Annotated in this window: 20 protein-coding genes; 9 read left to right on the top strand and 11 right to left on the bottom strand. The window is 69.5% G+C overall.

Features of this window, described 5'->3' with window-relative positions; all coding sequences use genetic code 11:
• Positions 1-140 precede the first annotated feature (140 nt).
• Complete coding sequence (locus tag IBL25_RS15775; RefSeq protein ID WP_187779501.1) at positions 141-1034, bottom strand: DMT family transporter; 894 nt, start codon at positions 1032-1034, stop codon at positions 141-143.
• A gap of 193 nt (positions 1035-1227) precedes the next feature.
• Here IBL25_RS15775 and IBL25_RS15770 point away from each other — a divergent pair, with 193 nt between their 5' ends.
• The 4 genes from IBL25_RS15770 to IBL25_RS15755 all read left to right on the top strand — a co-directional run bounded on the left by IBL25_RS15770 (position 1228) and on the right by IBL25_RS15755 (position 3709).
• Entirely contained in the window at positions 1228-1731 is a 504-nt protein-coding gene (locus IBL25_RS15770; protein WP_187779500.1) for a type III secretion system chaperone family protein, read from the top strand.
• On the top strand, positions 1728-2543 hold the full coding sequence (gene proC, locus IBL25_RS15765) for a pyrroline-5-carboxylate reductase (protein ID WP_187779499.1): 816 nt from the start codon (positions 1728-1730) through the stop codon (positions 2541-2543). The genes IBL25_RS15770 and proC overlap by 4 nt, the downstream gene beginning before the upstream one ends.
• Before the next feature lie 37 nt (positions 2544-2580).
• Complete coding sequence (locus IBL25_RS15760) at positions 2581-3189, top strand: TetR family transcriptional regulator (RefSeq protein ID WP_187779498.1); 609 nt, start codon at positions 2581-2583, stop codon at positions 3187-3189.
• Between the two features lie 70 nt (positions 3190-3259).
• Positions 3260-3709 carry a phasin family protein gene (locus IBL25_RS15755; RefSeq protein WP_187779497.1) on the top strand — a complete coding sequence of 150 codons (450 nt, stop codon included), beginning with the start codon at positions 3260-3262 and terminating at the stop codon, positions 3707-3709.
• Positions 3710-3712: 3 nt separating this feature from the next.
• Here the strand turns inward: IBL25_RS15755 and IBL25_RS15750 are convergent, their stop codons facing one another.
• From IBL25_RS15750 to IBL25_RS15740, 3 genes are read right to left on the bottom strand one after another with little or no spacing between them, the layout of a single operon-like run.
• Entirely contained in the window at positions 3713-5062 is a 1350-nt protein-coding gene (locus tag IBL25_RS15750) for a sensor histidine kinase (RefSeq protein ID WP_187779496.1), read from the bottom strand.
• A 3-nt stretch (positions 5063-5065) separates the two neighbouring features.
• Positions 5066-5761, bottom strand: a complete 696-nt coding sequence (locus tag IBL25_RS15745) for a response regulator (protein WP_187779495.1) — start codon at positions 5759-5761, stop codon at positions 5066-5068.
• Positions 5761-6300, bottom strand: coding sequence for a MarR family winged helix-turn-helix transcriptional regulator (locus IBL25_RS15740; RefSeq protein ID WP_187779494.1), 540 nt, complete (start codon positions 6298-6300; stop codon positions 5761-5763). Before IBL25_RS15740 ends, IBL25_RS15745 begins: the two co-directional genes overlap by 1 nt.
• A 115-nt stretch (positions 6301-6415) precedes the next feature.
• Here IBL25_RS15740 and IBL25_RS15735 point away from each other — a divergent pair, with 115 nt between their 5' ends.
• A complete protein-coding gene (locus IBL25_RS15735) occupies positions 6416-7315 on the top strand; it encodes a branched-chain amino acid aminotransferase (RefSeq protein ID WP_187779493.1) in 900 nt (299 codons plus the stop codon).
• An 88-nt stretch (positions 7316-7403) separates the two neighbouring features.
• On the opposite strand, the gene IBL25_RS15730 is transcribed toward IBL25_RS15735, so the two are convergent.
• Positions 7404-7634, bottom strand: a complete 231-nt coding sequence (locus IBL25_RS15730; protein ID WP_187779492.1) for a con-10 family general stress protein — start codon at positions 7632-7634, stop codon at positions 7404-7406.
• A gap of 147 nt (positions 7635-7781) precedes the next feature.
• On the opposite strand from IBL25_RS15730, the gene IBL25_RS15725 reads away from it, so the two are divergent.
• The 3 genes from IBL25_RS15725 to IBL25_RS15715 are packed head-to-tail and all read left to right on the top strand — an operon-like array spanning position 7782 to position 10923.
• Positions 7782-9068 (top strand): glycerate kinase type-2 family protein, encoded by a 1287-nt coding sequence (locus tag IBL25_RS15725; protein WP_187779491.1) that lies wholly within the window; start codon positions 7782-7784, stop codon positions 9066-9068.
• Between the two features lie 20 nt (positions 9069-9088).
• A complete protein-coding gene (gene pyk, locus IBL25_RS15720) occupies positions 9089-10522 on the top strand; it encodes a pyruvate kinase (RefSeq protein ID WP_187779490.1) in 1434 nt (477 codons plus the stop codon).
• Positions 10523-10581: 59 nt separating this feature from the next.
• A complete protein-coding gene (locus IBL25_RS15715) occupies positions 10582-10923 on the top strand; it encodes a hypothetical protein (RefSeq protein WP_187779489.1) in 342 nt (113 codons plus the stop codon).
• Here the strand turns inward: IBL25_RS15715 and IBL25_RS15710 are convergent.
• The 4 genes from IBL25_RS15710 to IBL25_RS15695 are packed head-to-tail and all read right to left on the bottom strand — an operon-like array spanning position 10920 to position 14854.
• Positions 10920-11492 (bottom strand): tetratricopeptide repeat protein, encoded by a 573-nt coding sequence (locus tag IBL25_RS15710; protein ID WP_187779488.1) that lies wholly within the window; start codon positions 11490-11492, stop codon positions 10920-10922. The genes IBL25_RS15715 and IBL25_RS15710 overlap by 4 nt on opposite strands.
• A 47-nt stretch (positions 11493-11539) precedes the next feature.
• Positions 11540-12400, bottom strand: a complete 861-nt coding sequence (locus IBL25_RS15705; RefSeq protein WP_367615619.1) for an ABC transporter permease — start codon at positions 12398-12400, stop codon at positions 11540-11542.
• A complete protein-coding gene (locus IBL25_RS15700; protein WP_187779487.1) occupies positions 12397-13344 on the bottom strand; it encodes an ABC transporter permease in 948 nt (315 codons plus the stop codon). Before IBL25_RS15700 ends, IBL25_RS15705 begins: the two co-directional genes overlap by 4 nt.
• A 4-nt stretch (positions 13345-13348) precedes the next feature.
• A complete protein-coding gene (locus IBL25_RS15695) occupies positions 13349-14854 on the bottom strand; it encodes an ABC transporter substrate-binding protein (protein ID WP_187779486.1) in 1506 nt (501 codons plus the stop codon).
• A gap of 251 nt (positions 14855-15105) precedes the next feature.
• On the opposite strand from IBL25_RS15695, the gene IBL25_RS15690 reads away from it, so the two are divergent.
• The gene (locus tag IBL25_RS15690; protein WP_187779485.1) at positions 15106-16278 is read left to right on the top strand and encodes a M20 family metallopeptidase; all 1173 of its coding nucleotides are present in this window, start codon (positions 15106-15108) and stop codon (positions 16276-16278) included.
• Here the strand turns inward: IBL25_RS15690 and IBL25_RS15685 are convergent, their stop codons facing one another.
• Positions 16279-17877: a hypothetical protein gene (locus IBL25_RS15685; protein ID WP_187779484.1), complete on the bottom strand. Its 1599-nt coding sequence runs from the start codon at positions 17875-17877 to the stop codon at positions 16279-16281.
• A 119-nt stretch (positions 17878-17996) separates the two neighbouring features.
• Positions 17997-19649, bottom strand: coding sequence for an NAD(P)/FAD-dependent oxidoreductase (locus IBL25_RS15680; protein WP_187779483.1), 1653 nt, complete (start codon positions 19647-19649; stop codon positions 17997-17999).
• Positions 19650-19959: the final 310 nt, after the last annotated feature.

Here is a 19959-nt window from a genome sequence, read left to right as displayed (position 1 = left end):
CCCGGGCGGCGCGGATGCTGGCGGCATTGGCGGCGACGGCGCCGGGATGCGGGTTGAGCTGGGCGAGCGCGATGCGCAGCCGGTCGGTCATGGCGGCGAAGCCTAGACCGGATCGGCGGGCGCAGGAACCGGGGGGCGCCTCAGCGCCGCGCCACCCCCAGCACCATGCCGGCCGAGACCAGTGCCACGCCGGCGAGGCCGGCCCAGCCCAGCGGCTCCCCCAGCAGCGGCCAGGCCAGCAGGGCGGCCAGGGCCGGGGTGATGGCCGTGACGGTGGTGGTGCGGGCCGGGCCGATGGCGGTGACGGCGCGGGCAAAGAGAAAGCCCGCCACCGCCACCGCGATGATGCCGTGGTAGAGCGCCTGGAAGGCGATGGCGCCGGCCGGGGCCTGCGCCATCTGGCTGGGCAGGAAGAGCCACCAGACCGGCAGGTAGAGAAAGGCGGGGTAGATGGCCAGGGCCGTGGTGGCCGTCATGGCCGGCACCTGCCAGTAGCGCAGCAGGATGGTGAAGCCGGCCCAGGAGAGGCAGCCCAGGATGAAGAGCAGGTCCCCCCGCCAGGCGCCGGGGTAGCCGCCGAAGGTATCCACCGCCAGCAGCCCCATGCCGCCGGCCACCACCGCGAGCGAGAGCAGCTTCTGCCGGTCCCACCGCTCCCCCAGGAAGAGGGTGGCGAGGGCCGTGGTCACGAAGGGCAGGCTGCCGGTCATGATCACCACCCCATGCGAGGTGGGGGCGAAGCGGAAGCCGAGATAGGAGGCCAGCGGAAAGCCGAAAGCCGCTCCCGCCATCAGCGCCAGCGCGCGGCGGAAGGAGAGCCGTGGCCAGCCAAAGGCGGAAACCAGCAGCAGCCCCACCACCAGCCCGCCGGAATAACGCAGCGCCGCCACGTCCCAGGGCGTGAAGGGCTGCTTGGCCGAAAGGCGGGAGGCCAGCGAGAAGCCTGCCCAGCAGAGGGTGACGCCCAGGGCGCAGAGCAGGCCGGTCAGCCTTTCTCGCGGATTCGGCGGGGGCAGGTTCGCGGCGTCAGACATGGTGCAACCTATCCGCCCTGCCCAGGCTTGCCCATGCACGGCCGCGCGGATTTTCGAGGCTGGACGGAGAGACTCGGGGCTTGGCCCTTGCGGTGCTATTTCGCGCCGCGATATCGATATCTTGGTGGTGGATCTCTCCGCTAGCCCTAGCAGAGGTGTCCCGCACCGCTCCAACCAGGAAGGAGGTGCCACGATGTCCGGGCTGCACACAGTAGACCGAGACCGTTCCGCCAACCCGCTGGACGTCCTGGAACAGATCGTCACAGCGAATGAATGGCATTTCGACCGCCGCTCCGACGGAGAGATGGCGGCGGAAGCCCCGGGGAAATGGTGCAATTACGGCATGTTCTTCTGCTGGTCGCAGGATATCAGCGCCATGCACTTCACCTGCGCCTTCGACCTGAAGGTGCCGGCGACGCACCGGCAGAAACTGTACGAGCTGCTGGCGCTGGCCAATGACAAGCTCTGGATCGGCCATTTCGGCATCGACAGCGAGGACGGCGGACCGGTGTTCCGCCATGCCGTGCTGCTGCGCGGCGCCCGCGGGGCCAGCGCCGAGAGCCTTGAAGACATGATGGATATCGCCTTGACCGAGTGCGAGCGCTTCTACCCAGCCTTCCAGTTCGTGCTCTGGGGCGGCAAGTCGCCCGAGGAAGCCTTGCAGGCCGCCATGCTGGACTGCGTGGGCGAGGCATGAGCCAGGGACTGATCCCGCCCCTGCTGCTGATCGGCTGCGGCAAGATGGGCGGCGCGATGCTGGAAGGCTGGCTGGAGCGCGGCGTGGAGCAGGTGGTGGTGGTGGAGCCCTATGCGCCCGCCACCGAAGCCTTCGCCGGGCGCGTGACGGTCTGCGACAGCATCGAAGCGGTGCCGGCGGGTTTCGCGCCCGCCGTCGTCATCCTGGCCACCAAGCCGCAGCAAGCGGAAGCCGCCCTGCCCGGCTGCAAGCGCTTCGCCACCGCCGGGGCCCTGATGGTCTCCATCATGGCCGGCAAGACGGTGGATGGCATCACGGCGGCACTGGGCGGCGATGCCCGGGTGGTGCGCGCCATGCCCAATACCCCCGCCGCCGTGCGGCAGGGTTTTACCTGCTGCTTCGCCGGCCCCGGCGTGTCCGAGGCGGAGAAGGGCCTGGCGGACAGCCTGCTTTCCTCCGTGGGCGAGGTCGCCTGGGTGGAGGAGGAAGGGCTGATCGACGCGGTCACCGCCGTCTCCGGCGGCGGCCCGGCCTATGTCTTCCTGCTGGCCGAGGTGCTGGAACAGGCGGCGGTCAGCCAGGGCCTGCCGCCGGACCTCGCGCGGCGGATGGCGCGGCGCACCGTTTCCGGCTCCGGCGCCCTGCTGGCGGCTAGCGAGCTGGACGCGGCGCAGCTTCGCATCAACGTCACCAGCCCCAAGGGCACCACCGAGCGCGCTCTGAACGTGCTGATGGCGCCCGATGCTTGGCCGAAGCTGATGCGGGAGGCCATCGCCGCCGCTACCGCCCGTTCACGCGAATTGGCGGGCTGATGTTGCCAAACCGCGCCACCGCCCCAAACTGCGCCCCATGAGCGACAGCACCGAAGCCCCCGAATCCGTCCTGTTCAATGCCTTCTGGAAGCTGGTGGCCGAGGGGGGCTGGCACCGCCTGACCCTGTCCGCCCTGGCCGCCGAGGCCGGCATGACCCTGGCCGAGCTGCGGGAGCACGTGCCGCACAAGGGCGCCCTGCCCCTGCGCTTCATGAAGGCGGTGGATGCGGCCGTGCTGCGGAACACGCCGGCCAGCCCCATGGGCGGGGCGCGGGACCGGCTCTTCGACGTGCTGATGAACCGCATCGACGTGCTGCAGCCGCACCGCGCCGGCGTCATCCGCATGGGCAAGGAGATGCGGACCGACCCGGCCCTGGCGCTGATGCTGGCGCCGCAGCTCGCGGCCTCCATGTCCTGGATGCTGGAAGCGGCGGGCATCGACGCCGGCGGCATCAGGGGCGCGATGCGGGTGCAGGGGCTTTGCGGTGTCTGGATCGCGACGCTGCGGGCCTGGGAACAGGATGAAGGCGCCGACCTCGGCTCCACCATGGCGGGGCTGGACCGGGCGCTGGACCGCGCCGAGCGGATCGCCCGCACGCTGCGGCTCGACACCGGGGATACGGAGCCGGCGCCCGGGGCCGCCTGATCACGGCATTGTCTATCTTCGGGTGGCTTGGCGGCGTTAAGCTGACGGAAAGCAAGACAAGGAAACACCCATGTCGGACGATCCGAAATCCGCCCCGGCGACGGACCTGATGCGCATGCTGTCCGAGTTCCGGCTACCGGCGGTGCCGGATGTGGAGAGCCTGGCCGCCGCCCAGCGGCGCAACTTCGAGGCTCTCTCGGCTGCCAACCGCATCGCGCTGGAGGGTGCCCAGGCGGTGGCGCGGCGGCACATGGAAATCCTGCAGCAATCCATGGCGGAGCTGTCCGAGGCCATGCGCACCGCCTCCGCCACCGGCAGCCCGCAGGAAAAGGCGAGCAACCAGGCGGAGCTGCTGAAGGCCACCTATGGCCGGGCCGTGGCCAATATGCAGGAGATCGCCGACCTCATCCAAAAGTCCAATGGCGAGGCGCTGGCGCTGCTGAACAAGCGCTTCACCGAAGCGATGGACGAGGTGAAGGGGCTGATCGCCAAGAGTGGCGGCGAGGGGCCGCCGGCCTGAGCCTCAGGCCGGCAGCCTCACCCGCGCACGCAGCCCGCCCAGCGGGCTGCCTTCCAGCACCACGTCGCCGCCATGCGCCCGCGCGATATCGCGGGCGATGGCCAGCCCCAGCCCGGTGCCGCCGGCCGAGAAGCTGGCGAAGGGCCTGAAGGCCTCCTCCCGCGCCGCCTCCGGGATACCGGGGCCATCGTCATCCACCGTGATCTCCACCCAGCGGGTCGGCGCGCGCCCGGCCTCCATGACCGGCGCTTCCCGCAGCGCCACGACAATGCGCGCGGCGTGGCGGCAGGCATTGTCCAGCAGGTTGCCCAGGCAGCGGCGCAGCGCATCCACCCGCAGCGGCAGCACCAGCGATTCCGGCGCCTGCACGGACAGCGCGGCGCCATTCTTCACTGCCTTGGCGGTGACATCCCGCACCAGCTGCGCCAGGTCGGCGGGCTGGGATTGCTCGGTGCCCTCCCCGCGCGCGAAGGCGAGATAGGTGGCGATCAGCCGCTCCATCTCCGCCACGTCCTCGCTCATCGCGGCGGCATCCTCCTCCGCCCCGGCGGGCAGCATGGCGAGGCCGAGGCGCAGGCGCGTCAGCGGCGTGCGCAGGTCGTGGCTGATGCCGGCCAGCATTTCCGTCCGTTGATTGATGAAGCGGCGGATGCGGCCCTGCATCTGGTTGAAGGCGGCGGCGGCCTGGCGCACCTCGGCCGCGCCTTCAGGCTTGATGGGCCCGTGCTGGCGGCCGATGCCGAAGGCCTCCGCCGCGCTGGCCAGGCGCCGGATGGCGCGCACCTGGTTCTTCATGAAGAGCGCCGCCACCAGGAAGAGCAGCAGCGAGGTGCCGACCATCCAGATCACGAAGAGATAGAGCGTGCCGAAGAAGAGGCGCTTTCTCGGCGCCTCCACATGCAGCACGCCATTGGGCAGTTGCACACGAATGATGACGCTGCGCGGGTCGCTCTGCCAATCCGTGTCGAAGGGCAGGCGCACGCGCTCGCCCATGGCCTGCACGAGGTCGTCCTCCATCGGCAGGATGGGCAGCCAGCTCGGCCGGTTGGCGCCGCCCACGATGCTGGCACCGGGCTCGAAGGCCAGGGAAAGGTCGAAGCGCCAGGCGGCTTCATGGAAAATCCAGGAGCGGTCCTCCGGGGCCGGGAAGCGGGAGAGCAGCTCCGCCACCATGCCGACATCACCCGCCACGCCGCCCGCCAGCCGGCGGGAGATGACATCGAGATGCCCGCCGTAGAAAAGCTGCAGCGCCACCCCCTGCAGGATGATCAGCGGCAGCAGGATGATCAGCAGCGCCCGGCCCAGCAGGCCACGGGGCAGAATACCACGGATCAGGCGGGCAATCCTCTTCACGCTCTAGGCGCCGGGCCGCAGGACATAGCCGCGGTGACGGATGGTCTGCAGGAAGCGCGGCTCGCGCGGGTCGGGCTCGATCTTGCGGCGCAGGCGGGTGACCTGCACGTCCACCGCGCGCTCCCCGGCCTCGGGCGTGCCCAGGGCGGCGGCGATCTCCTCCCGCGTCAGCACCTCCCCTGCCCGGCGGGCCAGGGCGGCCAGCAGCGCGGCCTCGCCGCCGGTCAGGCGCTGGGTGCCGTCCTGGCCACGCAGCTCCCCCCGCTCCGGGTCGAACCAGCGAGGGCCGAGCTGCACGGGGGCCAGGGGCAGCGTCGCCGGCAAGGCGGGCGCGGCGCGCTTCAGGATGGTGCGGATGCGCAGCGCCAGCTCGCGCGGGTCGAAGGGCTTGGCGAGGTAATCGTCGGCGCCGCGCTCGAAGCCCGCGATGCGGTCATCCGGCGCACCGGCGGCGGTCAGCATCAGGATCGGCACCTCATGCCCCTCCCGCCGCAGGCTTTCCGTCAGGTCCAGCCCGTTCTCGCCAGGCATCATCACGTCCAGCACCAGCAGGTCGAAGGCCATGTTGTGCAAGGCTTGCCGGGCGGCGGCGGCATCGGCGGCGGTGCTGACGCGGAAGCCCTGCTCCGAGAGGAAGCGTTGCAGCAGGTTCCGCAGCCGGGCGTCGTCATCGACCACCAGCAGATGGGCGTTCTCCATCAGGCCGCACTCTTCGGGCTGGCGGGGGCTGCGCGGTCGAGCTGGGCGCGTGCTTCCGGCCCCATCAGCCCGCGCATGACACGGCGGAAGCCTTCCACCGCCACCGGCCCGGCCTCACGATAAGCGCGCATCACCCATTCCCGCTGGCGCTCGAACAGGCGGCGTTCCAGCGCCTCCCCCTTCTCGGTCAGGGAGAGCAGGCGCTGGCGGCGGTCGCTGCGGCCAGGCACCTGCACCACGTAGCCTTCCTCCACCAGCGGCGTCAGCACCCGGCCGAGCGACTGCTTGGTGATGCCCAGGATCGACAGCAGCTCCCCCACCGTGATGCCGGGGCGGCGGCCAACGAAATGCAGCACCCGGTGATGCGCCCGGCCCATGCCCATGTCGGCCAGGATCGCATCCGCGCCCGCTGTGAAGTCGCGGTAGCCGAAGAATAGCAGGTCCTGCGCCAGTCTCAGCTCTTCCTCCCGCAGGAAGAGCAATTGGCGGCCAGCCCCCATGGGCTTGCTGCCGGGGGAATTTTCTGGCGCGTCGGGCATGGCTGGTCTGCTCGTGCTTTTGGTCAGGGTTGTTGACATATAAGAAAGGACAGTTCTACCGTCCCACCATCATACGCAACGATGTTGCGTGAACAAGCAGGCGAGGATAACGGGCATGGCTCTGGTTCCTTTCGACGACCGCGACGGCTGGATCTGGCTCGACGGGGCCATGGTGCCCTGGCGCGATGCCAAGCTGCATGTCCTGACGCATGGGCTGCATTATGCCAGCGGCGTCTTCGAAGGCGAACGGGCCTATGCGGGTAATATCTTCAAGCTGCGGGAGCATTCGGAGCGGCTGATCAACTCTGGCCGCATCCTGGGCTTCGAGATCCCCTATACCGCCGAGGAAATCGACGCCGCCTGCATCGAGGTGCTGGCGCGCAACGGGCTGACCGACGGCTACCTGCGCCCGGTGGCCTGGCGCGGGTCGGAGATGCTGGCCGTCTCGGCGCAGCAGACCAAGATTCACTTGGCCATCGCCGCCTGGGCCTGGCCGAACCTCTTTGGCGAGAACCGCATGAAGGGCGTGCGGCTGGCCATGGCGCAATGGCGCCGCCCGGCGCCGGATACCGCGCCCACCGCCAGCAAGGCCTCGGGCCTCTACATGATCGGCACCATGTCCAAGCACGCGGCCGAGGCCCAGGGCTTCGACGACGCCATGATGCTGGACTTCAAGGGCGACGTGGCGGAGGCGACCGGCGCCAATGCCTTCTTTGTCTTCGATGGGGAGGTGCATACCCCTACTCCCATCTGCTTCCTGGACGGCATCACCCGCCGCACCGTCATGGGGCTGGCGCGCCGCCGCCAGATGAAGGTGGTGGAGCGCACCATCCGCGCCGAGGAACTGGGCCGCGCCACTGAGGTCTTCCTGGCTGGCACCGCCGCCGAGGTGACGCCGGTGCGCGCCATCGGCGAGCACAGCTACACGCCCGGCGCCATCACCGAAACGCTGCTCAAGGATTATGAGGCCCTGGTGCGGATGAGCCCGGAGGAAGTCGCCCGCGTCGCGGCCTGACAGGGGCAGCGCAAGAAGAAAGGGGCCGTACGGCCCCTTTCCCATGTATTGCCGCCGCTACAGTCTTCAGGCGGCGGGGCGGCTGGCCTTAATGCTGCCCGCCCTTGCGCCCGGCCTCGGAAGCCTTCTGGCGGTCATTGGCGAAGTTGTTGGGGTCGCTTTCCTTGCCGGTCCCGACCTGGGAACCGCCATGCGAGCCGCCGGAATGGTGGTTGCCGCCGCCGTGGCTGTGCTGGCCACCCTTGCGGCCCGCCTCGGACGCCAATTCGCGATTCTCGGCGAAATTGTTCTTGTTGCCGGAATGATTATTCTGCGTCATCGTGGCTATTCCTCTTTCTTCTTTCTCGTGCCGTAGCAGGGAAAGAACAACGCCCCTGTCTATAGGTTGCGTTTCTCTGCCTTTCGCCGCTCTCCTGGCCGGTCCAGAATGCCGCCCGATTGGTGGAAAGCGGGAGGTGACGCCGAGATGCCCTGGGACGATATGAGCGCGCGGGCGGCCCTGCGCCACCTCTTCGACACCGCCATCCGCGCCGCGGACCCCCGGGCCATCCTGGCGGCGCACCTGCCGGAGCGGCCGCGCGGCCGCGTGGTGGTGGTGGGCGCCGGCAAGTCGGCCGCTGTCATGGCGGCGGCGGTGGAGGCGGCCTGGCCGGATGTCGATCTCTCCGGCCTCGTGATCACCCGCTACGACCATGCCGTGCCGACCACGCGCATCGAGGTGGTGGAGGCCAGCCACCCCGTGCCCGATGCCGCCGGGGAAGCGGCGGCACGGCGTATTCTGGGGCTGATGCAGGGGCTTTCCGCCGACGACCTCGTGCTGGCGCTGATCTCCGGCGGCGGCTCGGCACTGATGGCGCTGCCGGATGGCGGGCTGACGCTGGCGGACAAGCAGGCGGTCAACCGCGCCCTGCTGGATTCGGGTGCCGCCATCGGCGAGATGAACTGCGTGCGCCGGCATCTTTCCGCCATCAAGGGCGGGCGGCTGGCGGCGGCGGCGCATCCGGCACGGGTGGTGACGCTGGCCATTTCCGATGTGCCGGGGGATGACCCCACGGTGATCGCCTCCGGCCCCACCGTGCCGGACCCCAGCAGCTTCGCGGAAGCCCAGGCCATTATCGCCCGCTACGGCGTGGAGGTGCCGCCCGCCGTGGCCGCCCACCTCGCCGCCGCCGCCGACGAGACGCCCAAGCCTGGCGACCCGCGCCTGGCGCGCGCCGAGTTCCACCTGATCGCCACCCCCCAGATGGCGCTGGAGGCCGTGGCGGCCGAGGCCCGCGGCATGGGCCTGCCGCCGCTGCTGCTGGGCGATTCGCTGGAGGGCGAGGCGAGCGTGGTCGGCACTGTGCTGGCCGGCATCGCCCGCAGCGCGCGGGAGCACGGCCATCCGCTGCCGGCGCCCTGCCTGCTGCTCTCTGGCGGGGAAACCACGGTAACCATCCGGCCCGGCACACCTAAGGGCGGGCGCGGCGGGCGGAATACCGAATGCCTGCTGGGCCTGACCCTTGCACTGGGCGGCGCCGAGCGCATCTGGGCCTTGATGGGGGATACCGACGGCATCGACGGATCGGAGGAGAATGCCGGCGCCATCGCCGCGCCCGATACCCTGGCCCGCGCCAGGGGCATGGGTCTGGACCCCCGCGACGCCTTGTCTTCACACGACAGTTATGGGTTCTTCGCTAGCTTGGGCGACACGATCGTGACCGGGCCGACGCTGACCAATGTGAACGACCTGCGCCTCATCCTGATCGCCTGACTAGCCAAAAGGATATTGCCTTGCCGCCCCGTATCCCGCTCCGCCGCCGCCGCCGCACCAAGATCGTTGCCACGCTGGGCCCGGCCAGCTCCACGCCGGAGGTGATCGAGCGTCTCTACCGCACGGGCGCGGATGTCTTCCGGCTGAATTTCAGCCATGGCAGCCACGAGGACCACGCGGCGCGCATCGGCATCATTCGGGCGCTGGAGAAGAAGGTGGGCCGGCCCATCGGCATCCTGGCCGATGTGCAGGGGCCGAAGCTGCGCGTCGGGCGCTTCCAGGCCGGGCGGGTGCAGTTGCAGGCCGGCCAGAGCTTCCGCCTGGACATGAGCGCGACGCCCGGCGACGTGCGCCGCGTGCAGTTGCCGCATCCCGAGATCATCGAGGCCGCGCGCATCGGCACCACGCTGCTGCTGGATGACGGCAAGCTGCGCCTGCGCGTGGTGCACAAGCGCGACGACCACTTGGAGACCGAGATCCTGGTCGGCGGCGCATTGTCGGACCGCAAGGGCGTGAACGTGCCGGACGTGGCGCTGAACATTCCCGCGCTGACGGAGAAGGACCGCGCCGACCTCGAATTCGTGCTGCCGCTGGGCATCGAGTATATCGGCCTGAGCTTCGTGCAGCGGCCAGAGGACGTGGCGGAAACCAAGGCCATCGCCGATGGCCGCGCCTGGGTGATGGTGAAGATGGAGAAGCCCCAGGCGGTGGAGAATCTCGACCGCATCATGGCGTTGACCGATGCCGTGATGGTGGCGCGCGGCGACCTGGGCGTGGAAATGCCGCCCGAGGAAGTGCCGCTGATCCAGAAGCGCATCGTCCGCGCGGCGCGCGAACTGGGCAAGCCAGTGGTGGTGGCAACGCAGATGCTGGAGAGCATGATCTCCGCGCCCTCCCCCACCCGCGCCGAGGCTTCGGATGTCGCCACCGCCGTGTTCGACGGGGCGGATGCCGTGATGCTCTCGGCCGAGAGCGCGGCGGGTCAATATCCCTTCGAGGCGGTGAACATGATGGATCGCATCCTCTCCCGCGTGGAGCAGGACAGCGGCTGGCGGCAGCTGACCGACGCGGCGCGGCCGGCGCCACAGAAGGATTCCGCCGGCGCCATCTCGGCCGCCGCGCGGCAGGTGGCGGAGACGATCGACGCCAAGGTGATCGCCACCTTCACCGCCACTGGCTCCACCACCCTGCGTGTGGCACGGGAGCGGCCGGCCAGCCCGATCCTGGGCCTGACCAGCAGCGAATCCACGGCGCGGCGCATGGCCGTGGTCTGGGGCGTGCACCCGATGCTGTCGCATGAGCCGAACAGCATGACCGACATGGTCAACAAGGCCGTGCGCGCGGCGGGCTCCGAAGGCTTCGCGGAAGCCGGAGACGAGATCGTCGTCACCGCTGGCGTGCCATTCGGGACGCCGGGCACCACCAACGCGCTGCGCGTGGCGGCGGTGAAGTAAGGCGGAAGCACTTCCTTAAGCCTAGGATGCGATCTTCCGCGCGCCGAATGGAGATGGCGATGCGGAAGAGCTTCCTGACAGCCTGGGCGGTACTGGCCGCCGGCCTCGCCGGTGCCTGCACCCCCCGGCCTGACCCCGGCGACGCGGCGACGCAGATGGCGCGCCGCTGCGCCACCGCCGTCTATGAACAGGGCCTGCAATATGGCGGCATCAACCGCTTCTCCAGCCGCGAGGTGATGGAAGGCGAGTTGGCGGCCTGGGGCGGCTTTTCCTCCGGCACGGTGCCGGTGCTCAGCACCCGCACATTACCGGTGGCCGAGGCCTCGGCGCTGGATGGGGCGGTGATCGGCTCCGCCTGGCAAGGCTGCATGCAGCAGGGGCTGCGCGCCCTGCCCCGCTAGGTCGGCTGCCCCTCGACCTTGCCGCGCAGGCTGCGCAGCCGAGCCTCGCCATCCGTGATCTTGGGGTGGATCTTCAGCACCGCCTCCCAGGTACGCAACGCGCCCGGCAGGTCGCCCGCCTGTTCCTGCAGGCGCGAGAGCAGCGCCAGGGCATCGAACTGCCGCGGCTCCAGCACCAGCACCTGCCGCACATCCTCCGCCGCGCCGCGCATATCGCCCACAGCCGAGAGAGCAGCGGCGCGCATCAGCCAGGCATCGGGGAAGTCGGGTTGCAGCGTCAGGGCAGCGTCGAAATCCTCCACCGCATCGGCGGGGGCCTCGACCTCCAGGTTGCGCTGGCCCCGGCGGAGCAGCAGCGTCACGGCGGGCGAGGCCTGTTGCAGCCAGGTCTGGCGGATGCGCATGGCCACGGCGGCCCCGGCGGTCTCATCCGGGGCCACGGCCAGGGCGGCGAAAAGCCGGTCCAGCTCCGCCTTGCGGGCGGCGGGGGTCTGAGGGGCAGGCTGCGCCGCCGCCGGCAAGGGCGAGGCGCAGGCCAGGGCAGCCAGGAGGCAGATTGCGGCGCGCATCCCTGGAAGTTTGGGGGGCAGCGCGCCGCGTGCAAGAGACATTACTGTCAGCGGGCTTCGCTGCGGGGGTCCAGGGCATCGCGCAGCCCGTCGCCTACAAGATTGAAGGCCAGCACCACCAGAAAGATGGCGATGCCAGGATAGATCGACATCCAGGGCGCCTGGGTCAGGAAGCGTTGCGCCCCGTTCAGCATGGAACCCCAGGAGGGGTTCGGCGGCTGCTGCCCGAGGCCCAGGAAAGAGAGCGAGGCCTCGGCGATGATGGCTTCCGCGATGGCCAGCGTGGCCTGCACCAGCAACGGCGGCAGGATGTTCGGCAGAACGTGGCGGGTGGCTGTGACGAACATCGGGTTGCCGATGGCGCGGGAGGCGTCGACCCATTCCGCGCCCTTGGCATCCAGCGCCATGCCACGCGCCAGCCGCACGAAGATTGGCGTGGCCGAGATGGCGATGGCCAGCATCGCATTCTCCAGCGCTGGCCCCAGGAAGGCCGCGAGCGCAATGGCCAGGATCAGGAAGGGCACGGAGAGCATGGCATCGGCGATGCGGGAGACGAGGCCATCCACCCAGCCCCCCGCCATGCCCGCCAACAGCCCCAGCGGCACACCGAAGCATCCGGCGGCAAAGACCGAGATGACGCCCGCCATCAGCGAGGCCCGCGCGCCCCAGAGCACGCGGGAGAAGACATCACGCCCATTCTCATCCGTGCCGAACCAGTAGAGTTCGGAAGGCGGCTTGCGGATGCGGGACCAGGAGGTGGCGATGGGGTCGTAGGGCGCGATCCAGGGCGCCAGCAGCGCGGCGATGACGAAGATGGCGATGACCACCAAGCCGGCCATGGCCAGGCGGTGGCGGGTGAAGCGGCGGGCGGCGCGCCAGCCGGGGGATTGGAAGCGGCCCTCGGTCACGATGCGCGCAGCCGCGGGTTGATGGCCATGTAGAGCAGGTCCGCCAGCAGGGAGAGCAGCACGAAGATCAGCGCCGTGGCCAGCACCACCCCCTGCACCACCGGGTAGTCACGGTTGAAGACGGCATCGACGATCAGCTTGCCGAAGCCCGGGATGGTGAAGATCTGCTCCGTCAGCACCGCGCCGGCCAGCAGCCGGCCCAGTTCGATGGTGCCCAGCGTCACCACCGGGATCAGCGCGTTGCGCAGCGCGTGGCGCAGAATGACCCAGACCGGCGCCACGCCCTTGGCGCGGGCGGTGCGGACATAGTCCTGGGACAGCGCGGAGAGCATGGCGGCACGGGTATGGCGCATCAGCACGCCGGCCACGCCGGTGCCCAGCACGATGGCCGGCATGATGGTGGTGGCCAGGGACTGCCGCCAGTCCTCGCTCAGCGGCACATAGCCGGAGGGCGGCAGCCAGCCGAGATTCACGCTGAAGAGCAGGATCATCATGATCCCCAGCCAGAAATTCGGCGTGGAGATGCCGGCCAGCGCGATGCCATTGGCCGCCCAGTCCGCCGGCCTGTCACGCCAGACGGCGGAGATGACGCCCATCGGCACGCCGATCACCACGGCGACGATGAAGGCCATGACGCCGAGTTGCAGCGTCACCGGCAGCTTATCCAGGATCAATTGCGCCACCGGCAGGCGGATGCGCCAGGAGAAGCCGAAATCCCCTGTCAGAACCCGGCCCAGCCAGGCGATGTATTGTTCCCAGAGCGGCCGGTCGAGCATCAGCTCGGCCCGGATCTCGGCCAGGACCTGCGGGTCGCCGCGCTCCTCCCCCGCCATGATGATGGCGGGGTCGCCCGGCATCAGTTGCTGCAGGGCGAAGATCAGCACGGAGAGGATCAGCAGGGTGGGGATGATCTGCCCCACCCGTCTCAGAAGCCAGCGGAGCATGGCGTCAGTTCAGCTTCAGGCCCTGCACGCGGATGATGCCGTCCGGCAGCAGCGTGAAGCCCTGGAGCTTGGCGTTGTAGGCCTGGATGATCTTGCGGTGCCAAAGATAGGCGCGCACGTGGTCCTGCTTCAGCGCCACCTGATAGATGCGGGCATAGATCGCGCGGCGCTTTTCCTCGTCATTCTCGGCGCGGGCGTCGTCCAGCAGCTTGTCCACCTCGGGGTTGCTGTAGCGGCCGTCGTTGTTGCCGCCCTTGGTGTGGATGAAGGTCCAGATATTGCCGTCCGGGTCGGGGCGGCCAGACCAGGCGGAAAGATAGGTTTCGAAGTCACCGCGCTGCGCCGCCTGCAGGGAGGAGGCGAATTCCTGGCTGGCGATCTTCAGCTCGATCCCGGCCTCCTTCACCATGGCCTGGATCACCTCGGCCGCCTGCCGCAGCTCGGGGTTGGTCGGCACGGTCATCTCCACCTGCAGGGGCAGCGTGACACCGGCTTCCTTCAGCAGTGCCTGGGCGCGGGCGACATTGCGCGGTTCCGGCTTGAACTCGGCATCGTGGAAGGGGCTGGCGGGGGGCACGGGCTGGGCGGTCGGCGTCATCAGCCCCTCGAAGACCACCTGGTTCAGCGCCTCGCGGTCCATCGCCAGCTCGAAGGCGGCGCGGATGCGCGGGTCGCTGCCGATGGGCGTCTTGGCGCGGGCGCCGTTGCCGATGTTGTAGACGATGCTCTGGTAGCCCAGGTCGTCCCGCAGGATGGTCTTGATGTTGCGGTTGTTCTTGACGCTGTTGAGGTCGCTCGGCGCGATTTCCACGATGTCGAGCGAGCCGGATTGCAGGTTCGCCAGCCGCACGGAACTATCCGGGATGGGCAGGTAGGTGATGCGGTTGATGTGGATGCGGGAAGCGTCCCAGTATTGCGGGAACTTCTCCACCACGATGCGGTCCTGCGCCACGCGCTCCACCAGCCGGTAGGGGCCGGCGCAGACGGGCTTCAGGCCGAAATCCTTGCCCGCCGCCTCGGCCGCCTTGGGGCTGACGATCATGCCGGCACGGTCGGTAAGCTGGGACAGGAAGGGCGCGGAAGGCGCGGAGAGGTGCAGGCGCAGCGTCAGCGGGTCCACCACCTCCACACGCTCCAGCGTGCTGATCTCGCCGCGGCGGAATGAGCCGGACATGGTGAGGTGGCGATTCAGCGAATACTTCACTGCCTCGGCCTCCAGCTTCTCCCCGTCATGGAAAAGCACGCCATCGCGCAGCGTGATGCGCAGCGTCTTCGGGTCCTCCCAGCTATAGCCGGAGGCGAGCTGGGGCACGATGCGCAGCTTGTCGTCGATGTCGAAGAGCTTGTCGCAGAGGCTGGCGAAGACGATGCGGCCGACAAAGGTGCGCGCCAGCGTCGGGTCCAAGATATCCGGGTCCTCCCGCAGGCCGATGCGCAGGTTCTGGGCCTGGGCTGTCGCGGAGAGCAGCCCGGCGCCGAGGGCGAGCGCCACGAGGGTCGTCTTCTTCATATGCAGCTTCCCGGTACTGAAGAGAGGCAGAGTTTGCGGCCGCGCGGCCATCGCCACGCGGATGGGCAGGCTGCCCGCGCCGATGCGTCCGGGCGATGCAATTCCGAGCATGGAACGTGCGGTCTTGGCAACAAGGCCGGCGCTTGGCGGGGCATGGAGCTTGCGGAAGCAGGAAGCGGGCCAGGAGCCCCCTTCCCGCCACCGCCGCTTTCCGCCACCTTGCCTGCCTTATCGCGCAGGAGAGCCGCAGCATGAGCACCCCCGACAACCGCATCACCGAATGGCTAGCCGGCCAGCAGGACGCCATGCTGGCGGAGCTGGCGGCGATGGTGAACATCGACGGCGGCAGCTACGACAAGGCCGGCGTCGATGCGGTGGGCGAGCAGGTGCGCGCCTTCCTGACCCGCCATGGCGTGGCCGTGGAGGTGCTGCCGCAGCAGAAGCACGGCGACTGCCTGCGCGCCACGGTGGAGAGCAGCGAGGGCGCCGGCACCGGCAATGCCCGCCGCAACATCGTGCTGATGGGCCACCGGGACACCGTCTTCCCCAAGGGCGAGCCGCAGCGCCGGCCCTTCCGGGTGGAGAACGGCATCGCCTATGGCCCGGGTGTGGCCGACATGAAGGCGGGCATCGTGATGAACATGTTCGTCCTGGCCGCCTTCCAGAAGTTCGGCGGCGCGCCGGGGCCGGTGGTCGGGCTGTTCACGGGTGACGAGGAGATTGGCTCCCCCGAAGGCCGACCGGTGATCGAGTCCGAGGCCCGCGCCGCCCGCGTGGTCTTCAATTCCGAGCCCGGCCGGCCCACCGGCAATGTGGTGACGGGCCGCAAGGGCGGCGTCTTCTCCGTCATCGACATCACCGGCAAGGCGGCGCATTCCGGCGCCAATTTCGAGGCCGGCATCAGCGCCATTGAGGAACTGGCACGCAAGGTTCAGGCGCTGCATGCGCTGACGGACCTGAAGCGCGGCATCACGCTGAATGTCGGGCTCGTCTCCGGCGGGCAGAGCGTGAACACCGTGGCACCCTCCGCCCAGGCGCAGATCGACCTGCGCTACGTGGACCCGGCCGATCGTGACGAGCTGATGGGCGCCATCCACGATATCACCAACCGCAGCTACGTGCCCGGCACCAGCGCCACCCTGACCATCCGGGGCGAATTCGTGCCGCTGAAGCAGAACCCGGGCACTGATGCGGTCTTCAAGCTCTACCAGCAGGTGGCGGGCTTCAAGACCGATGGTGAATTCGCCGGCGGCTGCGCCGACAGCGGCTTCACGGCGCTGATGGGCGCGCCGACGCTCTGCGCCGTGGGCCCGGTGGGCGGCAAGGCGCATAGCCCGGAGGAATACCTGGAAGTCTCCAGCCTCGTGCCCCGCGCCCAGGCCGTGGCCCGCGCCATCCTGAAACTGGATGAAGCGGGCGTCTGATTATTCGTTGTTCTCGACGGGCGGCGAGGTCGCGCAACCCTCGCCGTCCCGCTTGAAGACCTGCAGCCCGTCCAGCGTCGCGATCTGCCGGTAGCGGGCCCAGACCTCGGCGAATTCGGCATCGGCCTGGGCCAGCACGCTGGGGTAGTTGATATCCTCGGCGCCCCGGCGGCGGTCCACGACGACCAGGTCAGGGCAGCCGCGGATGAAGTCCTGCGCCACCCAAAGGCGCATCGGCCATTCCGCCGGCGGCTTGCCGTCCATGCGGGCGCGCCACAGCTCGCCCCGCAGCGCCCACATGGAATCGAAGCGGCTGGCCCAGGTGACGCCGGTATCCTCCACCACCGGGAAGCCCAGCCCGATCCATTCGGAGAAGGCGACATAGGTCCGCACCTTCTCCCGCTTGATCAGCCGCTCCAGCTTCACCTCGGTGGATTGCTCCGGCTCCACCGCCAGCACCAGGCGGTCGTGCAGCCGCGCGCCCAGCTTGTCGGCCTGCATGGCCAGGGGCACCAGCGCCGCCAGCATCAGCGCGGTGCCGCGCGGGCCGCTATAGCCATTGCGGCGCCAGGTCAGCGCGGCCTCGGCGCACCAGAGCAGCAGGCCCAGCACCATGGCCGTGCTGGCCGGGATGCGGTGGTAGAACCAGTTCTTGCCGTCCAGGAACATCGCGATCGTGGCGGCGGCGGCGAAGCCGGCCAGGATCGCCAGCACGGTGCGGACGGCGGAATCGCGCGGCAGGGTGAAGCAGAGCCCCGCCAGCACGCCGACACCCAGCATCAGCCGCCAGGATTCCAGCATCAGTTCCGGCAGGCTGGTATCGGTGCCGCCATAGAGCGTGACGGCCAGCGGCACCGCGCGGTCGATGAAGCTGGGGTAGAAGACCATGATGGCCAGGGCGTAGAGCCCGGCCACCCCGAAGGCGATGACCGGGGAAAGGCGGATGCGGAAGCCGCGCCGGGCCCATCCCACCAGTTCCACGACGGCAAGGCAGAGCAGGTAGCGCGGCTTCAGCGCGACGCCGAGCCCCGCCGCCACGGCCGCCCCGCCGGCCAGCCGCAGCCCGGTGCGCTGCCCTTCCAGCCCGCGGGCGAGGATGGCGAGGTGCGGCAGCACCGCCACGGTCAGCAGATGCTCCCGCTGCCCGAACTCCACGCCCGGCATCAGCAGCAGCACGCAGGCGATGACGGCGAAGGTGACGGGCAGCCGCGCAAAGGCCGGTGCCAGCCCGTGCAGCAGCCGCGCCGTGAGCCAGGAGGACCAGAGCGCGCAGGCGGCGAAGAGCAGCACCGCCACCGTCTTGGCCGAGACGCCGATGGCATCGCCGATCAGCACCGGGATGGCGCTGATCCAGACGATGAGGGGCGGATTGACCTCGACCACGTCGATGTAAAGGCGCTGCCCCTTCAGCCATTGCCGCGCCACCCAAAGCAGCCAGGCAATGTCGTCCTTCATGGGTGCGCGCAACAGCACGAAGAGCACCAGGGCCAGCGCGGCCAGGACAATGCCGCCGCAGATCAGGCTGGTACGGGCGCCCGACCGTAACGCGGCCGGGCGCGGGGCCATGCCATCAGGCAGGCCAGGAAGGCTGTAGCTCACGCGGCTTCCCCCCTCGGGCCCTCCCCTTCCTGGGAAGGCATCCGGCTGTTCCAACTGTAAGGAACAGTATCCTCTCAATCTGTTTAGATTAGGGCGGGAACTGCAACAAGCACGAAGCTTCAGGCAGCGCGCCGCATCTGCCCCGGCAGGCCGAGCAGGCTGCGCGCCACCGCTTCCGCTGTCTTGATGCCGTCCACGCCGGCGGAGAGGATGCCGCCGGCATAGCCCGCGCCCTCACCCGCCGGGAAAAGGCCCAGCGTGTTCATGCTGTGCCCCTCCGCCCCACGGCGCACCCGCACCGGGGAGGAGGTGCGGGTCTCCACGCCCGTCATCACCGCATCCGGCCGGGCGTAGCCGCGGATCTGGCGGTCGAAGGCCGGCAGCGCCTCCCGGATCGCGGCGGCGGCGAAATCCGGGATGCAGGGCGCGAGGTCGGTGGGCGTGACGCCCGGCTTGTAGGAAGGGATCACCTCGCCCAGCGTGGTGGAGGGCCGCCCGGCCAGGAAATCGCCCACCGTCTGGGCAGGCGCGCGGTAGTCGCCACCGCCGGCGCGGAAGGCGCGTTCCTCCAGGTCCCGCTGGAAGTCGATGCCGGCCAGCACGCCGCCGGGGTAATCCTCCGGCGTCACGCTGACCACGATGGCGGCATTGGCATTGCGCTCCGCGCGGGAATACTGGCTCATGCCATTGGTCACCACACGGCCTGGCTCGGAGGTCGCGGCCACCACCGTGCCGCCGGGGCACATGCAGAAGCTGTAGACGGTGCGGCCTTCCAGCCCCTTGCCCTTGCAATGGTGTGCCAGCTTGTAGTCGGCGGCGCCCAGGGTCTTATTGCCGGCGAAATCGCCGAAGCGGCAGCTATCGATCATCCCCTGCGGGTGCTCGATGCGGAAGCCGACGGAGAAGGGCTTGGCCTCCATATAGACGCCGCGGTTCATCAGCATCTGGAAGGTGTCGCGCGCGCTATGGCCCACCGCCAGCACCACATGGCTGGCTTCCAGGTAGCCGCCGCCTTCCAGGTGCAGCCCCCGCATCCGGCGCGTGCCATCCGCCGCCACGTCGATATCGAGGTCCACCACCTTGGTGCTGAAGCGGTATTCGCCGCCCAGTTCCTCGATGGTGCGGCGCATGCTCTCCACCATCGTCACCAGCCGGAAGGTGCCGATATGCGGCTTGGAGACGTAGAGGATTTCTTCGGGCGCGCCCGCCTTTACGAACTCTTCCAGCAATTTGCGGGAATGGTGCTGCGGGTCCTTGATCTGGCTGTAGAGCTTGCCGTCGGAGAAGGTGCCGGCGCCCCCTTCCCCGAACTGCACATTGGATTCCGGGTTCAGCTCGGACCGGCGCCAGAGGCCCCAGGTGTCCTTGGTGCGCTCCCGCACCACCTTGCCGCGCTCCAGGATGATGGGGCGGAAGCCCATCTGCGCCAGGATCAGCGCCGCCATCAGGCCGCAGGGGCCGGCGCCGATCACCACGGGGCGGTCGGTGAAGCCTTCCGGCGCATGGCCGACGAAGCGATAGGCCATGTCCGGTGCCGGGTTCACATGCGGGTCCTGCGCGAAGCGGCGCAGCACGGCGGCCTCGTCCCGCAGCGTCAGGTCCAGCGTGTAGATCAGGTGGATGGCGGTGCGCTTGCGGGCGTCGTAGCCACGGCGGAAGACGTGGAGATCCAGCAGGTCGGGCTCGGCGATGCCCAGGCGGGCCAGCACGGCGGCGCGCAGGGCCTCCGGCGCATGGTCGAGCGGCAGCTTCAGTTCGGTCAGGCGCAACATGGCAAGGGCTTCCGGATGGGCGGTGGTGATCCGCCGGGGCGGGCACGCTTGGGCGTGGCCCGGGAATGGGCGCGATATAGCGATTGGCGCCCGGCTTCGCCAGAAATCCCGTCAGGCCTTCAATCAGTCAATCAAATGACCTATTGGTCCTTCAGAACCGCTGGCGCGAGAGACCGGCGGAGCCGGAGGAAGGACCACCATGACGAAGCAGCATGCCACCGGACGCCGTATGGTGATGGGGGGCGCCCTGGCGGGCCTTGACCTCGCCGCCAGCAGCACCGCCGCCCTGGCCCAGCGCGCCGCGCCGCCG

This window comes from Pseudoroseomonas ludipueritiae (assembly GCF_014490445.1).
In the GTDB taxonomy this organism is placed as follows: Bacteria; Pseudomonadota; Alphaproteobacteria; order Acetobacterales; family Acetobacteraceae; genus Pseudoroseomonas; species Pseudoroseomonas ludipueritiae.
This window is presented reverse-complemented; position numbering and strand designations above follow the sequence as displayed.

Coding starts and splice junctions, on each gene's coding strand:
- IBL25_RS15725 (WP_187779491.1), top strand. CDS start 7,782: ATGCCCTGGGACGATATGAGCGCGCGGGCGGCCCTGCGCCACCTCTTC.
- IBL25_RS15715 (WP_187779489.1), top strand. CDS start 10,582: ATGCGGAAGAGCTTCCTGACAGCCTGGGCGGTACTGGCCGCCGGCCTC.
- IBL25_RS15745 (WP_187779495.1), bottom strand. CDS start 5,761: ATGGAGAACGCCCATCTGCTGGTGGTCGATGACGACGCCCGGCTGCGG.
- IBL25_RS15735 (WP_187779493.1), top strand. CDS start 6,416: ATGGCTCTGGTTCCTTTCGACGACCGCGACGGCTGGATCTGGCTCGAC.
- IBL25_RS15775 (WP_187779501.1), bottom strand. CDS start 1,034: ATGTCTGACGCCGCGAACCTGCCCCCGCCGAATCCGCGAGAAAGGCTG.
- IBL25_RS15700 (WP_187779487.1), bottom strand. CDS start 13,344: ATGCTCCGCTGGCTTCTGAGACGGGTGGGGCAGATCATCCCCACCCTG.
- IBL25_RS15695 (WP_187779486.1), bottom strand. CDS start 14,854: ATGAAGAAGACGACCCTCGTGGCGCTCGCCCTCGGCGCCGGGCTGCTC.
- IBL25_RS15755 (WP_187779497.1), top strand. CDS start 3,260: ATGTCGGACGATCCGAAATCCGCCCCGGCGACGGACCTGATGCGCATG.
- IBL25_RS15680 (WP_187779483.1), bottom strand. CDS start 19,649: ATGTTGCGCCTGACCGAACTGAAGCTGCCGCTCGACCATGCGCCGGAG.
- IBL25_RS15690 (WP_187779485.1), top strand. CDS start 15,106: ATGAGCACCCCCGACAACCGCATCACCGAATGGCTAGCCGGCCAGCAG.
- IBL25_RS15740 (WP_187779494.1), bottom strand. CDS start 6,300: ATGCCCGACGCGCCAGAAAATTCCCCCGGCAGCAAGCCCATGGGGGCT.
- IBL25_RS15710 (WP_187779488.1), bottom strand. CDS start 11,492: ATGCGCGCCGCAATCTGCCTCCTGGCTGCCCTGGCCTGCGCCTCGCCC.
- proC (WP_187779499.1), top strand. CDS start 1,728: ATGAGCCAGGGACTGATCCCGCCCCTGCTGCTGATCGGCTGCGGCAAG.
- IBL25_RS15770 (WP_187779500.1), top strand. CDS start 1,228: ATGTCCGGGCTGCACACAGTAGACCGAGACCGTTCCGCCAACCCGCTG.
- IBL25_RS15730 (WP_187779492.1), bottom strand. CDS start 7,634: ATGACGCAGAATAATCATTCCGGCAACAAGAACAATTTCGCCGAGAAT.
- IBL25_RS15760 (WP_187779498.1), top strand. CDS start 2,581: ATGAGCGACAGCACCGAAGCCCCCGAATCCGTCCTGTTCAATGCCTTC.